Below are 15200 nucleotides of genomic sequence, written 5' to 3' on the forward strand. Positions count from 1 at the left end.
ATAAGGAAATGAAAATCAGTAAAAAACAAATAAAACATTTTTAAAAAAGGTTTTAGAAAACAAAACGCTGCATTTCAGTTAAACCCGCGCCCCCCAAGCACAGAGCAGAACTATTATTTCTGCAACTATGTGACAAAACAAGCAAAACGCCACGTCTCATGGAACGTAGCTTGCCAGCGGTCTGGGAAAAACAGCCTGATATACTGCAGGCCCCATATCTTGCCCATCCACACAGGATGACATGACAGACACACACCAAAATAAACTTCATAAAAACGAAAGCACCAACAAGCGACGTTACCTGCCCTCGGCCGAGCGTAAACGCGAAATCCTGAAAGCAGCTTTTGACGAATTTTCTCACCGGGGTTTTTTGGGAACCTCGCTCGAGCGCATTGCCGCCCGCGCTGGAATCTCCAAGTCCGGCATTTACGCGCACTACAACAGCAAAGATGACGTATTCGAGGACATGCTCCGCAGCACGCTGCTGCCCCCCGAAGGCAACACCTTTGAACTTTCCGATACCTGCGAGGCAGCCACCCTGTCCTGTCTCGTGGATGAGTATCTCAATCAACTCTATGAGCGCCTGTCCAATCCGGACGTGCAAGCCATGTTCAGGCTGTTAATGACCGAAAGCGGTCGTGTCCCCGATCTGGCCCAGTATTGGGGCCAACAACTCTTGGACCAGAACTACACGGCCAACCAGGCTTTTTTTCAGTTGGGTATCCAACGAGGGCTTATCCGCCCCGATGTCAGCTCCTCAGACTACCTCCAGGCGGCCTCCCCTTCCCTGATGTGGTTAATGGTTTTGCTGGTTTTAGGACCGCAACACTCGCCTGTACCCTTTGAAGAAGTCCGCCTCCTGCACAAACGCTTATTAATAGAGCGCCTGCAACCCGTGTCTGCCTGAGCACGCCCCCTTGAAATCAGGCAATCAAGCTCAATGGCATTGGCAAGCAGGCTTGATTGGCATGCAAGGCCTCTTATGTTGTAGGCCATAAGCCTCATCAAGCCTGACGTATAAGCGCAGCCGAGCTGCGCGCTACACTTGTGGCCACCAATTATTCCCTTGAACCGCAACTACTCGTACAATTGTCGGTTGCAGTCCATTTCCAATGGGTTCCCTCACCCCATCCACCAAAAAGGTCCAGACATGACTCTGCCTACCGTGCCGTCTTCACGGCTGTCGTTCTACTTGCGACTTCTCATTGCCTTTCACATTTTTATTGTGATTGCCAGCAATTATCTGGTTCAACTTCCCATTGAATTGTTCGGCTTCCATAGCACGTGGGGAGCCTTCAGCTTTCCCTTTGTTTTTCTGGCTACCGACCTGACCGTCCGTTTGATGGGCAAGTCCGAAGCACGCCGTGTGATTACCCGCGCCATGTTTCCGGCCCTCATCGCCTCTTATGTGGTCTCCGTGCTCTTTCATGAAGGCCAATTCAATGGCCTGCAGACACTGGGCGAATTCAACAGCTTTGTGTTTCGTATTGCCTTGGCCAGCTTTGCCGCCTACGTCTTAGGGCAATTGCTGGATGTACAGGTCTTTGACCGCATCCGTCGCGACTACAAACAGTGGTGGCTTGCTCCAGCCGCTGCTTCGGTCTTCGGGCAGGCACTGGATACGCTGGCCTTTTTCGGTATCGCCTTCTGGCATAGCAGCAATCCTTTCATGGCCGAACACTGGGGCGAGATTGCCATCGTCGATTACGTCATCAAGCTGGGCGTCAGCCTGCTGCTGTTTGTACCTATGTATGGCGTGCTGCTCAATTCCCTGATCAGCACCATGAAGCGCCGCGCCCTAAGCATCGCGCAGGCCAAAGCATGAAGCCGCACACTCCACACCGCCGGGCCCTGGTTTTGTTTTCAGGCGGACAGGATTCGGCTACCTGCCTGGCCTGGGCTCTGGACCGCTTTGCCTTTGTGGAAACCGTGGGCTTTGACTACGGCCAGCGCAACCATGCGGAATTGCAGTGCCGTCAGACACTAAAAGACAAACTGTGCCAACGGTTCCCGCATTGGGCAGAGCGCCTGGGGCAAGACCATGTGCTCGATGCCCATGTTCTGGCTCAGATAGGTGGCAGCGCCATGACCGAATCCATGACGATCGCCATGCAGGAAGACGGTCTGCCCAATACCTTTGTGCCCGGTCGAAATCTGCTGTTCTTTACTCTGGCTGGTGCCCTGGCCTACCGCCGGGGCCTGGATACGCTGGTAGGCGGCATGTCGGAAACCGATTATTCGGGCTACCCGGATTGCCGCGACAACACATTGAAAGCGCTGCAAGTGGCATTGAGCCTGGGAATCGAGCGCCCACTGACCGTGGAAACACCATTGATGTGGCTGGACAAGGCCGACACCTGGGAATTGGCCCACCAGCTTGGCTCGGATGCTTTGGTACAACTGATTCGGGAAGACAGCCACACCTGCTACCAGAACAATCGGGAAACGCTGCACGACTGGGGATATGGCTGCGGGCAATGCCCGGCTTGTGAACTGCGGGCCAAAGGGTATGCCGACTGGCGGATACAAGACAGAACCGCAAGGCGCTCATGAGCTAAACGGATGACTGAATGGCCACTACCACCTATACCTCAAGCCTCAACATAAAAGGTGGTGGGTAAAGCCGCTTCATGTCCCAAGCAACATGCCTAAAGATAAGCCCAGTCATGCTAATGACTGGGCTTTTTCATTGAATTACAACTGCGCCGGTTCTGTCTGCACTTGATACACCGGATAGCTTCGACACAAGGTCACGATTTTTTCACGGATCTCGTGCTTGATCGTATCCAGCGTGCCTGCCTCATAGGCATCGAGCACATCGCACAAGTAGTGTGCCAACTGCTCGCAATCGGCCACGGTAAAGCCGCGCGTGGTCACAGCGGGGGTTCCGATCCGGATGCCTGAGGTCACCATGGGCGAACGCGGATCATTAGGCACCGAGTTCTTGTTCACTGTAATGTAGGCATCTGCCAAGGCATCGCTGGCCTCTTGACCGGTGTAAGGTTTGGCCGACAAGTTAATCAGCATCATGTGATTATCCGTACCGCCTGACACGATATTATGGCCGCGCTGCATCAGTACCGCTGCCATGGCGCGGGCATTACGCACCACATTTTGCTGATAAGTCCGGAACTCGGGCTGCAGGGCTTCTTTGAACGCGACCGCTTTGGCTGCAATCAAGTGCATCAAGGGACCCCCTTGCACGCCAGGAAACACAGCCGAGTTCAGGCGTTTGTACAAATCCTCGCTCTGCCCTTTAGCCATGATCACACCACCACGTGGGCCACGCAGGGTTTTATGGGTCGTACTGGTCACCACATGCGCGTATGGCAGAGGGCTGGGGTACTCACCTGCCGCCACCAGACCCGCCACGTGGGCCATATCCACCCAGAACCAGGCACCCACCTTGTCGGCGATCTGGCGCATGCGGGCCCAGTCCTTCACACGCGAATACGCGGAAAAGCCACCAATCAGCATTTTGGGCTTGGTCTCGATAGCAATGCGCTCCATTTCGTCGTAATCGATCAGCCCGGTTTGGATATCAACTCCGTAAGGAACAATATTGTAAAGACGGCCGGAAATATTGATCGGGTTGCCGTGTGTCAGGTGCCCGCCTTGGGCCAGGTTCATTCCCATGACCGTATCGCCTGGTTTGAGCAAGGCCAGGAACACAGCGGTATTGGCTTGCGCTCCGGCATGAGGCTGTACGTTGGCGTAGTCACAATCGAAGACGGCTTTCAGGCGCTCGATTGCCAGACGTTCAGCCACGTCCACAAACTCGCAACCGGCGTAGTAACGCTTGTCCGGGTAGCCCTCGGCATATTTATTGGTAAACACGGAGTTCTGAACCTGCATAACCAGGGGACTGGCATAGTTTTCCGAAGCAATCAGTTCTACGTGATCTTCCTGGCGGCTTTCTTCGCCTTGGATGGCCTGGGCCAATTCCTTGTCAAAATCGGACAGGCTGAGAGTGTTGTCGTACATCGCTTTTCCTTAAAAAAATTCTATCCACGTTGCGGCCACTTGCCTGGCCACTTTGCAAAGCAGGCCCACGCCCTAACCGTGCGTGCGCTCGAACTCACGCATGAACGCTCCCAGCGCCTGTACCGCGTCCAAGGTGACGGCGTTGTAGATGCTGGCGCGCAAGCCTCCTGTTGATTGATGGCCCTTCAAACCGTGAAAACCATTTTTCTGGGCTTCTTTCACAAACAAATCTTCCAAATTAGTTTCAGCAATATGAAATGGCACATTATTGATGGATCGATCGTCAGGCCAAACGCCATTGGTATAAAAACCATTGCTTTTATCAATGACGCCATAGAGATGTTGTGCTTTTTTCTTATTTATTTCATACAACACGTCTATTCCACCTACTCGCTCAATCCACTCCAGAGTCAAACCCAAGACATACCAGGAAAATGTAGAAGGGGTATTGAGCAAGGATTGCTTTTTTGCCTGAATGGAAAAATCCAACACCTGTGGCGTACTCGCTAAAGGCTTGTCTAAAATAGCAGGATTGAGCAATACCATTGTCACACCAGCGATACCCATATTTTTCTGGGCCGAAGCGTAAATCAAATCGTGAGCCGAGATGTCAAGCGGTTTTGACATCAAGCTGGAGCAAGCATCGCATACCAATGGAATAGATGAAACGGGTGGTTTTGAAAATTGCAAGCCCTGTGCGGTTTCATTCTCTGTGTAATGCAAGTACGCTGCATCCAGATTAATATTAGATTCATTAATTTCCGGAACACGATCAAATCCAGTTTCATAAGAACTCGCTATGATTCTTACTTCCCCATATTGCCTAGCAGCATTGGCGGCTTGTTCCGACCATAACCCTGTATGTATATAGTCTGCTGTTTTTTTTTGATGAAACAAGTTCATCGGGATTTGAGAGAACTGCAGATACGACCCCCCTTGCAGGAGCAAGACGTGATAGTCCGATGGCACAGCCAGAACACGACGTACAGCGGTGTCAGTACGATGGGCAAAATCCATGAAAGGCTGGGAACGATGACTGATTTCCATCACAGAGACTCCTGTGCCGGCAAAATCAAGCAGCTCATCTCGTACTTGCAATAGAACATCCATCGGCAAGGCGCTGGGCCCTGCGCTGAAATTAAAGGGTCGGGACATACTTGTTGAGATCCTGTACAAACCTGAACGCCGAAACAGGCCCCCCTATTTCGGCAATGACAATCAAGTCTACGAGCACAATGGTCTGACTAGTCAGACCATTAATATTCCCTGGAGCAGACCGCATGACGCGTTCGTTTGAACTGGATACCTTGAAGATGCGTCTTAACGATGACGAACTTCAATCCCTGGATCTCCATCAGCGCATCCAGCGTGCCTTGCGGGCATTGATTCTGGATGGCGCGCTGGGCCCCGGGGTCAAGCTGCCTGCTACACGCTCCCTGGCCAAGTCCCTGAGCATGGCCCGCGATACCGTTGAAAACGCCTATGTTCAGCTACACCGCGACGGCTTTATCGTGCGTCGTGAAGGCTCGGGCAGCTATGTTTCCGAATCAGTAGGCACCGAGCTGCGTGGCAGCGCCTACCGTCGTATCAAAGCTCAAGATCTGAAACGCAGTGTGATGGAACCGGGCACCGGTTTAAGCCGTCGCGGTCGCGCCGTGTTTGAAAGCGGCGGCATTGCTGATCAACAAACTATCAAAGCCTTTGCCACCGGCTTGCCGGAAACCCGCAACTTCCCCACCGATGTCTGGGAGCGCCTGCAACGTCAGGCCATGAAAGACTATCGGGCCAACATCCTGCTGCACGGTGACCCGCAAGGCACCGAGTCCCTGCGTAAAGCGATTGCCGTCTACCTGAATCTGGAGCGTGGCGCCAAAGTCTCGGCCGACCAGATTCTGATTCTGAGCAGCACACGCCAAGCCTTATTTCTGTGCGCGCAATTACTGGTCGATGCCGGCAAGCCCATTCTGGTTGAAAACCCCGGCTACTTCGGTGCCCGTAAAGCATTTGAAGCGGCCGAGGCCCGTGTGGTGCCCATTGGCGTGGACAGACAAGGGCTGCGCACCGATTTGCTCAATGAGGACCGAAGCGGCGCGAACTGTATTTATGTGACACCCTCGCACCAGTACCCCACCGGGGCCACCATGTCCCTGGAACGCCGTCTGGAACTCATCCACTGGGCGGCAGAAAATGGCCGCTGGATTATGGAAGACGACTACGACAGCGAGTTTCATTACGACGGGCTGCCCACCGCATGCGTGCAGGGTCTGGATAAATACCAGCGCACGATTTACTTAGGCACCTTCAGCAAAACCCTGTATCCGGGCCTGCGCATGGGCTATATGGCGCTGCCGCCCGAACTGGTCAAACCCTTTACCCAGGCACGCAGCATCATGGACGGCCACACACCGCAAATCCTGCAGCTGACGCTGGCCCGCTTTATGGAAGACGGACACTACAACTCTCATATTCGCGCCATGCGCAAGTTGTACGCAGGACGACGGGAAATCATGCTGGAAGCCATCGAGCAGCACTTGCAAGGCATTGTTCGTGCTGCCCGACCCGAAGGTGGTTTGCAAATTCCCTGCTTTCTGGAGCCGGGCTGGTCAGAGGAGCACACCTTGCGCCGCGCCTTAAGTGCCGGGGTTCAACTGCCAGGTTTGAGCCGTCTGTACATTGGTGAGGAAAAACAACAGGGCTGGTTACTGGGCTATGCGTCTCTGACCGCTTATGAAATCGAGTCAGCCATGTTGCGTCTGGCCAACGCCCTACGTCAGGGCAAAGGCTAAAGGAGCCGGGTATCAGTACATCAAGGGGTATCGTCGATTCAGGTCGGCGACCCCTTCCAGAATGGCATTTTCGGTACGTGGGTTGCGTGAGCCACTACGCACACCGCCCAGCAAAGCCAGAATCATGTCGCCAATTTCTTTGAAATCATCCTCACCTAAACCACGAGTGGTACAAGCAGCACTGCCTACGCGCACTCCCGAATACGCCGCATTGTCTTGCTCATAAGGCACCCGGTGTTTGCTCAAACTAATGCCTAGCTGAGCCAGCACCCGCTCCACCAAAGGGCCAGACAAATCCCAGGGGCGCAGGTCCACCACACCAAAATGACAGTCTGTTCCCCCCGACACCACCGTCAACCCGCCCTCGGACAAGCGGCGGCACAAGCTGCGAGCGTTATTGATGACGGACTGGGCGTAGGCTTTATAGGACGGGCTCATCGCCTCACCCAAAGCCACCGCCTTGGCAGCCATAATGTTCAGCAAGGGTCCGCCTTGCAAGCCTGGATACACGGCCTGGCTCAAGCGCTCGGCCAGCTTGGGTTCATTGCTCAGGATAATGCCGCCACGCGGACCCCGTAATGTGCCGTGAGTGGAAAAAGTGGTGACGTGTGCATGTTTGACCGGCGAGTCCATCAAACCCGCTGCGACCAGGCCCGCACTATGCGCCAAATCCACCATCAGATAGGCATTGACCTCGTTAGCAATATCTCTGAATTGGGCAAAGTTCGGGGTTCGTGCATAAGACGAGCCCCCGGCAATTATCAGCCTTGGGCGCTCCTTGTGCGCCAGGGCACGCACTTCATCCATATCCACCCACTGGGTCTGACGATCTACTCCATACGAACAGGTCTGAAACCAGCGGCCCGATACATTGAAATGCGAACCATGGCTAAGATGGCCACCCGCGCTTTGATCCAGCGCCAAAATAGTATCCCCAGGTGAGAGCAAGGCCAGGTATACCGCCAAATTGGCCTGGCTGCCTGAGTGCGCCTGCACATTGGCATAGGATGCCCCAAAGACCGCTTTGGCCCGTTCGATAGCCAGCTCTTCAGTCTGATCCGCTTGTTCGCACCCGCCGTAGATCCGCTGTCCTGGATAGCCCTGCGCCTGCTTGTTGCTCAGCAAGGAACCTTGCACATCCAAAACGGCTCGGCTCAGGTAGTTCTCGGAAGCGATCAATTCAATGGTGTGTTGTTGCCGACCCCGCTCGGCTTCGATGATGTCCCAAAGATTGCGATCACTTTGCTGTAGAAATTGCGAACCCACCAGAGGCTGGTGGGGGGTGTCGCCACCGGCAAGACTCTTCATGGGAGTTCCTGTTCAAAGATTGGCTACTTTTACAACCGTGGCTGCTTTTCAGGCACGAGAGAAAAACTCAACCCTGGCCTGATGGCTCCAAGGGCGAAAGATACACATCCTATTCTGTTTATCAAGTTATTAAGCAGTCCAATAAAACTTTATTCACCAGACCACTTTTTATTATTGTTATTTAAATAAACATTTAAAGCATAAATAATTAAAAACCCTCTGAAACACAGCCAGAAAGCCAATCCCGATCATTCTTATCAAGAATTAAAACGGGATTTTATTTTCTGCTTTTAAGTGGTCTGTTAAATGATCTTGAAATGGTCTGTCATTTATTGTCATAGGATCATTAGAATGCAGCCAACGAATACTCAACAGCCATACTTCTATTCGCTCAAACAGATTATCACTCTTTTTAATCTGCAAACGACAGAAACATCCCCAGTTCCCCACAACCACAGGAAACGCCATTGCTTTAACGGCAGTTCAACCATGCTGATCCCCAAGACTTGAGAGACTCGATGACGGGTTTTTTTGGGCCTTGCTCATAAGGACCGGCAAATCCTTTTAAGCCTGCGGATTTCCATTTGGAAATAGAGATAGGCGAAATACAGAAACGACCTGTTCATTTCGAACAGATCGCAATCAACAGCAAGGAAGTTTGAAATGACAATCAAAAGCTACGAAACTGATGACGCCGTACGTAATATGCTGCAAAAGCTGTCTGTACTTTGGAAAAACCGGGCCGCTGTCAATCAGGAACTGCCGGACTACAACAATCTGGCGTTCGACCCCAGCAAGGCGGATTTCAGCGAATGCCTTTTGCCTTTCCGTGAGCATCAGGCCTGGTTGGAAGCCCCCGAGGAATTAAAATCGCAGTGCTTGTCCTATGCCTGGGGTATTTACAACCTTAAAACCATTTACGTTGAATGCAACGTGGTTACCCCTTCTTGCGAAGACATCATCAAAACGCCGCCCCCAAGCTCCAATCGCAATCTGCTGCAAGATGTCATGTCCCAAGCCTTGTTGGACGAGGCCCTGCACACCCGCATGTCGATCATGGCGTGCAACTACATTTATTCCATGCGCGGCCTGCAGCCGCTGGACTTCACCAACTTCAACCTGGTGCAGTGGCGCAATGACATCCTGAGCCAGTGCAGCTCCGAATCCGAACGTCGCCTGACCCGCTTTGCCATTGCCTGCGCGTCCGAGACCCTGATTACCGACTACCTGAAAACCATGGCCGAGGACAAGAGCATCCAGACCGTGTGCCATGAAGTCACTCGCACCCATGCCATGGACGAATGGAGCCACTCCAGCGTGTTCAGCTTTGTCGCTTCGGACATCATTCACGGCCTGAGCCAGAAAGAGCGTGAACACATGCGCGCCATCATTTTGCGCACCGTGGAAATGTTCGCCAACAATGAAATGGGCGCCTGGGAAAAAGTGTTCTCCATGGTGAACTTCCCCAATGCTCGCGACATCCTGCACGATACGGGCGACTCCAACGAGATTGGCGTGTACACCGGTTCGGTTGAAAGCCTGATCGAACGCATTGGCTTGAACAGCAAATCGGGGCAGGCACAAGCCCAAGCCGAGCAACAGGAGGCGCTGCAATGACAGCCACGATTCAGGCGCGCTGCGAGACCGTTCGCCCCGAGGCCGGAAACGTCAAAGTGTTCACCTTGCGCGTTCAAAGTAAACACTTCGATTTTCTGAGCGCCTTGCGGGCGGGCAAGCATGTCGCCCTGAGCTACCCCGATACCGGCGGCACCATTCAACAGCGTATGTACTCGATCACCCGTATGGCTGATCCAGACCTGATTGAAATTGCCGTAAAAGGTTCGGGCCGCAATAGTGTCTCCGATCATTTGCACGCCACCTTGCGTGAGGGCATGAGCGTGCCCCTGCAATATGTGGCGGGTGATATTTCGGTGGACTCTATTGTGGGTTATGAGCGTATCGCCATGATCGCAGGCGGCATTGGCATTACCCTGCCCATTGCCTTGCTGCGTGAGTTGGCGGCGCGAGCCCAGGATGGCTTGCCAGTACCACAAGTACATTTGCTGCTCAGTATTGCTCGTATTGCCGACATCCCCTTCTTGCACGAACTGCTGCAGCTGGATCTGAGCACCAGCTGGTTCACACTGACGGTGTTTGTCACGCAAGAAAAAATCCGCGAAAGCGCGCATTTCAAAGTGGGACGTCCCTCCTTTGAGAACATGGAGCAGTTGAAAGACCCGCAGGCTGTTGTGATTTGCGGCAGTCATGGCTTTGCCCAGGCCTTGCGCGAATACACGATTCAAGCGCATCCCATCTCGCATATGTTGATTGAAGCTTTTTCCCCGCCTGCCAAGTCCGGTGTGGAAATCCTGCCTGAAGCAGGCAGCGCTCCCTTGCAAATCAATGTACGCAGCACAGGGCAGACGCTCTCACCCGAACCCGGCAGTAGTTTGCTGGAAATGCTGGAAGCGGCCGATGTCCCTATCCGCAGTCAGTGTCGTTCAGGAATTTGTGGTGCTTGTCGGGTACAGATCTCGGAGGGCGAATACCGCTCTGAACCGGACTTTTGCCTCAGCGACCAGGACAAGGCGCAAGGTCATGCTCTGGCATGTTGCACCTTCCCCCTATCGGGCGCCATGAATGTAGACATTGGTACCACGAGCTGACATCCTTACCATCTGAATTAAAAGAACCCCCTATGAAGAAAGTCATCGCACTGCGTCATATCCATTTTGAGGACTTGGGCACACTGGAACCTGTTCTGATCGAGCAGGGCTACCAAGTTCAATACATTGACCCTTCCGTCGAGTCACTGCGCCACGTGGGTGAACAGGACGCTGACCTGCTGGTTGTATTGGGCGGGCCAATCGGCGCCTACGACGAAAAGATTTACCCATTTCTCTCCGATGAGCTGGAGCTGATCAACAAATTCCTGCTGGCTGGCAAACCCTTGCTGGGCATTTGTCTGGGCGCACAACTGATTGCGCGTGCCCTGGGAGCCAATGTGTATCCACTGGGTGTGAAAGAAATCGGTTTCTCTCCCTTGAAACTGACTGATGCGGGCAAAGAATCGCCCCTGTCCGCAGTTAGCGGTATTCCTGTCCTGCACTGGCACGGGGATCAGTTCGATATTCCTGACGGTGCCATTCACCTGGCCAGCACGGATGTGGGCCCCAACCAAGCCTTCTCCTTTGGAACCCAGGTATTGGGCCTGCAATTTCACTTGGAAGCCGACACCAGCAAGCTGGAGCGCTGGCTGGTTGGTCATGCCAACGAACTGGGCCAAGCGGATATCGACCCGCAAATGCTGCGTCTGGAAGCCATGGCGGTACAAAAGCGCCTACACGCCGCTGCCGCTACGGTCCTGACCGACTGGCTCAGCCAACTTAAACAAACCAGTTCCGCTGATTGTGCTGCATGAACACTGCTGTAACGTTTGTTGATCGTGAACGACATCCCTACCATGTGGATGTCGTTTCGATTCAGTCCCAAGTCGTCTACGGTCGGGTGGGCAACAATGTTGCCGGCCCGACTTTGCGTAGACACGGTTTTAAAGTAGCCGCCGTTCCCACCGTGTTGCTTAGTAACAACCCGCAATACCCCACGGTGCACGGCGGTGCTGTACCCGATGAGTGGCTAGAAGGCTTTCTGAACGATCTGGTCTTGCGCGGTGCGCTGGACAAGGTGCGCGCTGTGCTGATCGGTTATCTGGGCAGCGCCAATCAGGCCATTATCATTGCGCGCTGGTTAAAAGCACTACTGCAAGAGCACCCCGACATTCTGGTCATTGTGGACCCGGTCATTGGCGATCTGGACGTAGGCGTCTATGTAGACCCGGCTCTGATCCCCGTCTATCACCAGACCTTATTGCCGCTGGCTACGGGCTTGACACCCAATAACTACGAGTTGTCCTTACTGTCTCAACAGTCTTGTGACAGTATTCAGGCCAGCTCAAGCGCGGCTCACGGCCTGTTGAATGGCCGTACCGAATGGGTCATTGCCACCAGTGCCGCCCCCGAATCCTGGCAAGATGGCCAGATCAAATTATTAATGTCTCGCAAAGAACCACGTGCCGACACGCTGCTTAGCCATCCACGCGTCGACTGTGCGGCCAAAGGCACCGGCGATCTGTTTGCCGCCACCTTGTTGGCTCACCTGATATTGGGCGCAGACCTGCATTCTGCTGTTCATACAGCCAGTGCCAATGTGCTGCACCAGTTGGAGTTGACACGGCAGGCCGGACATCAGGAATTAATTTTGCCCATAGATCCTTTCCGAGCCTGAGCAAATATTTCTTAATCTAACAAGACTTTCAACTGTCAGCCGTTCTCGTTAAGCTGTGCCCTCTTAGTTACAAACGGAGCATGACATGGGGCTGCCTTTTAGAAGCACGCTACATCCACGGGTGTTCTGGGGATCTACCTTTATCGTCCTGATTTTCTTGCTGATCGGGATCATTTTCCCTAAAGACGCCGCGCTTATTTTTGAACAGTTGCAAGACTGGGTCATCAAAAGCTTCGGCTGGTTCTACATCCTTGCCGTCGCCTTATTTTTCTTTGCGGTGGTTTATCTGGCCTTAAGCCGCTATGGCAATTTGAAATTAGGGCCCGATGACTCTGAGCCTGACTACCCTTACCTGACCTGGATGGCCATGCTGTTTGCCGCCGGCATGGGTATTGGCTTGATGTTTTTTGCCGTGGCCGAGCCGCTGCAACACTTCTCGGCCCCCCCTTCAGGGCTGGCTAGTACAACCACGTCAGCCCATCAGGCACAGATCATCACCTTCTTTCACTGGGGGGTGCATGCCTGGGCGGTCTATGCCGTGGTCGGGCTATCACTGGCTTACTTTTGTTTTCGTTACAACCTACCACTGACGATTCGCTCGGGCCTATACCCGCTGTTTGGCAAGCGCATCGAGGGTTGGATTGGCGACAGCGTTGATATTTTTGCTGTCTGCGGCACCTTGTTTGGTATCGCCACCTCCATGGGTCTCGGTGTTTTACAGATCAACGCAGGGCTTGAATACCTGTTTGGCTGGCCTCAAGAGACCTGGTTACAGATCACACTCATTATCGGTGTCACCGCCTTGGCGACCTTATCGGTGATCAGTGGTCTGGATGTGGGCATTCGGCGCCTTTCCGAGCTGAACCTGCTGGTAGCCGTGTGTCTGATGCTGTTTGTGCTGACTGTCGGCCCCACCTCCTTTTTAATGAATGCTTTTGTACAGAATATTGGCGGATATCTGGATAACTTTTTCGCTCGCTCATTCAGTACACAAGCATTCCGAGAGCAAACCTGGATGAAAGCCTGGACCCTGTTTTACTGGGCCTGGTGGATTGCGTGGTCGCCCTTTGTCGGCATGTTCATCGCCCGCATCTCACGCGGTCGTACCGTGCGCGAATTCGTCCTGGGGGTCTTGCTGGTTCCAACCGTGTTCACCTTTTTCTGGATGACCGTATTTGGTAACACAGCTATTTTCCTGGATATGGGGGTTGCCGCTGGCCAACTGGCTCAAGATGCAGCCAATAACGCCTCTGTGGCCTTGTTCGAGTTTTTTGAATACCTGCCCTGGCCTGGTGTCACCTCGGCTCTGGCGGTACTGCTGGTTACCATTTTCTTTATCACATCAGCAGACTCCGGCTCCCTGGTGATCGACACACTGGCAGCCGGTGGCGTAGAAGACGCTCCTGTATGGCAACGGATTTACTGGTGCACGCTGGAAGGTGTCGCCGCTGCCTTGCTTTTGTTGGCCGGTGGTCTCACCGCGCTGCAAACTGTCACTTTGGTCAGCGCCCTACCTTTTGCTGTGATCGTCTTTTTGCTGATACTGGGACTGTTCAAAGGCATGAAAGCGGATATGTCACGTATGCGTCGCCAAAGCCCCATGTCCGGCCCAGCACCGGGCTCGGAAGTGTCCTGGCGTCATCGGCTCTCGACCATCTTGCACACGCCCAATCGACGGGATGCTCGTCGCTTTATGGGCGCGACCGTTATCCCTGCGCTGCAGGCGGTGGCCGACGAACTAGGTAAGCGCAATCTGAATGTCAGCCTGGAAACCAGCGATCAAGATACCGCTCAACTGACGATTCAGGCGGATAACCAGCGCAACTTCGTCTATGGCGTGGAACTGCGTGCCCGTCGAGTTGCCAGCTTTACGGCAGCAGCCGCCCGTAACGAGCAGGCACATCCTCAGGAATGGCAGATACGCACCGTGTTTGCGGACGGCAGTCGGGGTTATGACTTGATGGGTTTGTCCTCCAGCCAGGTCATTAACGATATCCTGAACCACTTCGAGCGCTATCAGGCCTTGGTCACCTCCGAGGCGACCGCTCTGTACGCACAGTCGCCCGACCCGACCTAAACCTCTGATCCGGCCTCCAGCTTTCTTTCCAGAATCTGGGGGCCGGGCCCTTGCTGGCCCAGGATATCGGCCGGATTACGCAAGGGACATTCACTCATGGACAAGCACCCACAGCCAATGCAGTGGGTCAGCTCATCGCGCAATCGCGTCAACTGCTCAATCCGATCATTCAAACTGTCTTGCCAGCGGCTGGACATGGCCCGCCATTGTTTGCTGGACGGTCTGCTACCCGGTGGCAAACCCTGCAAGGCCTCGTGAATTTCCTCCAAAGGAATTCCGGTACGCTGCGCCACTTTAATGATCGCTATGTAGCGTAAAACCACCGAATCAAAGCGACGCTGGTTACCACTATTACGGGTACTGGCAATCAAACCTTTCGCCTCGTAAAAATGCACCGTGGACACGGGCACGCCACTGCGCCTGGCCACCTCTCCCACCGTCAGCGCACGCGTGAAATCCACTGTTTTCGCCATTTCCACCCCCTTGACCTAAAGTTAACTTGAGGTTTTATAGTCCAGGTACCTAATTAAGGCAAGCCATATCGGCTGCCTCTTTATTGTCACAGGAACCTGCCATGCCTCCCCTCATTTGGACTATGTTTGCCGGACCTCTGTCATGGTTTCGGCAGTCCGTGCTTGGCCAGAGCACAATCAACACTGCCCTGGCAACCCAAGCCCGCAAGCCGCTTGCAGCAGCCATCCATTTCAAGCCCGAAGACTGGTCACAAAGCGATCAGCGATTCGGCTGGACGCTTCCGAACA

13 protein-coding genes are annotated in these 15200 nt (G+C 53.8%); 9 read left to right on the forward strand and 4 right to left on the reverse strand.

From position 1 onward, the window contains the following. The first annotated feature begins 241 nt into the window (after positions 1 to 241). From AC6I6N_RS07805 to queC, 3 genes are all read left to right on the forward strand, one after another. The gene (locus AC6I6N_RS07805) at positions 242 to 907 is read left to right on the forward strand and encodes a TetR/AcrR family transcriptional regulator (RefSeq protein ID WP_094197458.1); all 666 of its coding nucleotides are present in this window, start codon (positions 242 to 244) and stop codon (positions 905 to 907) included. Between the two features lie 243 nt (positions 908 to 1150). Further along, positions 1151 to 1825, forward strand: coding sequence for a 7-cyano-7-deazaguanine/7-aminomethyl-7-deazaguanine transporter (locus tag AC6I6N_RS07810; protein WP_108727839.1), 675 nt, complete (start codon positions 1151 to 1153; stop codon positions 1823 to 1825). Beyond that, positions 1822 to 2553 carry a 7-cyano-7-deazaguanine synthase QueC gene (gene queC / locus AC6I6N_RS07815; RefSeq protein ID WP_108727840.1) on the forward strand — a complete coding sequence of 244 codons (732 nt, stop codon included), beginning with the start codon at positions 1822 to 1824 and terminating at the stop codon, positions 2551 to 2553. Before AC6I6N_RS07810 ends, queC begins: the two co-directional genes overlap by 4 nt. Positions 2554 to 2694: 141 nt before the next feature. On the opposite strand, the gene glyA (AC6I6N_RS07820) is transcribed toward queC, so the two are convergent. Next, positions 2695 to 3984: a serine hydroxymethyltransferase gene (gene glyA, locus AC6I6N_RS07820; RefSeq protein WP_108727841.1), complete on the reverse strand. Its 1290-nt coding sequence runs from the start codon at positions 3982 to 3984 to the stop codon at positions 2695 to 2697. A gap of 72 nt (positions 3985 to 4056) precedes the next feature. Then, the gene (serC, locus tag AC6I6N_RS07825) at positions 4057 to 5139 is read right to left on the reverse strand and encodes a 3-phosphoserine/phosphohydroxythreonine transaminase (protein WP_497943378.1); all 1083 of its coding nucleotides are present in this window, start codon (positions 5137 to 5139) and stop codon (positions 4057 to 4059) included. A 125-nt stretch (positions 5140 to 5264) separates the two neighbouring features. On the opposite strand from serC, the gene pdxR reads away from it, so the two are divergent. Then, complete coding sequence (gene pdxR / locus AC6I6N_RS07830; protein WP_094197463.1) at positions 5265 to 6770, forward strand: MocR-like pyridoxine biosynthesis transcription factor PdxR; 1506 nt, start codon at positions 5265 to 5267, stop codon at positions 6768 to 6770. A 12-nt stretch (positions 6771 to 6782) separates the two neighbouring features. Here pdxR and glyA (AC6I6N_RS07835) read toward each other — a convergent pair whose 3' ends face one another. Then, on the reverse strand, positions 6783 to 8078 hold the full coding sequence (gene glyA / locus AC6I6N_RS07835; protein ID WP_094197464.1) for a serine hydroxymethyltransferase: 1296 nt from the start codon (positions 8076 to 8078) through the stop codon (positions 6783 to 6785). 663 nt (positions 8079 to 8741) lie between these two features. Between glyA (AC6I6N_RS07835) and AC6I6N_RS07840 the strand changes: the two genes are divergently transcribed. The 5 genes from AC6I6N_RS07840 (at position 8742) to AC6I6N_RS07860 (ending at position 14439) form a co-directional block, all read left to right on the forward strand. Then, the gene (locus AC6I6N_RS07840) at positions 8742 to 9695 is read left to right on the forward strand and encodes an AurF N-oxygenase family protein (RefSeq protein WP_094197465.1); all 954 of its coding nucleotides are present in this window, start codon (positions 8742 to 8744) and stop codon (positions 9693 to 9695) included. Further along, complete coding sequence (locus AC6I6N_RS07845; RefSeq protein ID WP_094197466.1) at positions 9692 to 10744, forward strand: 2Fe-2S iron-sulfur cluster-binding protein; 1053 nt, start codon at positions 9692 to 9694, stop codon at positions 10742 to 10744. The genes AC6I6N_RS07840 and AC6I6N_RS07845 overlap by 4 nt, the downstream gene beginning before the upstream one ends. 32 nt (positions 10745 to 10776) lie before the next feature. Then, positions 10777 to 11499, forward strand: a complete 723-nt coding sequence (locus tag AC6I6N_RS07850) for a glutamine amidotransferase (protein WP_094197467.1) — start codon at positions 10777 to 10779, stop codon at positions 11497 to 11499. Continuing rightward, positions 11496 to 12362, forward strand: a complete 867-nt coding sequence (gene pdxK, locus AC6I6N_RS07855) for a pyridoxine/pyridoxal/pyridoxamine kinase (protein WP_094197468.1) — start codon at positions 11496 to 11498, stop codon at positions 12360 to 12362. The genes AC6I6N_RS07850 and pdxK overlap by 4 nt, the downstream gene beginning before the upstream one ends. Positions 12363 to 12447: 85 nt before the next feature. Continuing rightward, positions 12448 to 14439 carry a BCCT family transporter gene (locus AC6I6N_RS07860; RefSeq protein WP_125277661.1) on the forward strand — a complete coding sequence of 664 codons (1992 nt, stop codon included), beginning with the start codon at positions 12448 to 12450 and terminating at the stop codon, positions 14437 to 14439. Here AC6I6N_RS07860 and soxR read toward each other — a convergent pair. Further along, a complete protein-coding gene (gene soxR, locus AC6I6N_RS07865) occupies positions 14436 to 14912 on the reverse strand; it encodes a redox-sensitive transcriptional activator SoxR (RefSeq protein ID WP_094197470.1) in 477 nt (158 codons plus the stop codon). The two genes, AC6I6N_RS07860 and soxR, sit on opposite strands and share 4 nt — an antisense overlap. Positions 14913 to 15200: the final 288 nt, after the last annotated feature.

The organism is Alcaligenes sp. LTN-3 (assembly GCF_059735605.1).

What these genes read in the sequence shown, in the direction of transcription:
- AC6I6N_RS07805 (WP_094197458.1), top strand. Translation starts at nt 242, where the DNA reads ATGACAGACACACACCAAAATAAACTTCATAAAAACGAAAGCACCAAC.
- AC6I6N_RS07810 (WP_108727839.1), top strand. Translation starts at nt 1,151, where the DNA reads ATGACTCTGCCTACCGTGCCGTCTTCACGGCTGTCGTTCTACTTGCGA.
- queC (WP_108727840.1), top strand. Translation starts at nt 1,822, where the DNA reads ATGAAGCCGCACACTCCACACCGCCGGGCCCTGGTTTTGTTTTCAGGC.
- glyA (WP_108727841.1), bottom strand. Translation starts at nt 3,984, where the DNA reads ATGTACGACAACACTCTCAGCCTGTCCGATTTTGACAAGGAATTGGCC.
- serC (WP_497943378.1), bottom strand. Translation starts at nt 5,139, where the DNA reads ATGTCCCGACCCTTTAATTTCAGCGCAGGGCCCAGCGCCTTGCCGATG.
- pdxR (WP_094197463.1), top strand. Translation starts at nt 5,265, where the DNA reads ATGACGCGTTCGTTTGAACTGGATACCTTGAAGATGCGTCTTAACGAT.
- glyA (WP_094197464.1), bottom strand. Translation starts at nt 8,078, where the DNA reads ATGAAGAGTCTTGCCGGTGGCGACACCCCCCACCAGCCTCTGGTGGGT.
- AC6I6N_RS07840 (WP_094197465.1), top strand. Translation starts at nt 8,742, where the DNA reads ATGACAATCAAAAGCTACGAAACTGATGACGCCGTACGTAATATGCTG.
- AC6I6N_RS07845 (WP_094197466.1), top strand. Translation starts at nt 9,692, where the DNA reads ATGACAGCCACGATTCAGGCGCGCTGCGAGACCGTTCGCCCCGAGGCC.
- AC6I6N_RS07850 (WP_094197467.1), top strand. Translation starts at nt 10,777, where the DNA reads ATGAAGAAAGTCATCGCACTGCGTCATATCCATTTTGAGGACTTGGGC.
- pdxK (WP_094197468.1), top strand. Translation starts at nt 11,496, where the DNA reads ATGAACACTGCTGTAACGTTTGTTGATCGTGAACGACATCCCTACCAT.
- AC6I6N_RS07860 (WP_125277661.1), top strand. Translation starts at nt 12,448, where the DNA reads ATGGGGCTGCCTTTTAGAAGCACGCTACATCCACGGGTGTTCTGGGGA.
- soxR (WP_094197470.1), bottom strand. Translation starts at nt 14,912, where the DNA reads ATGGCGAAAACAGTGGATTTCACGCGTGCGCTGACGGTGGGAGAGGTG.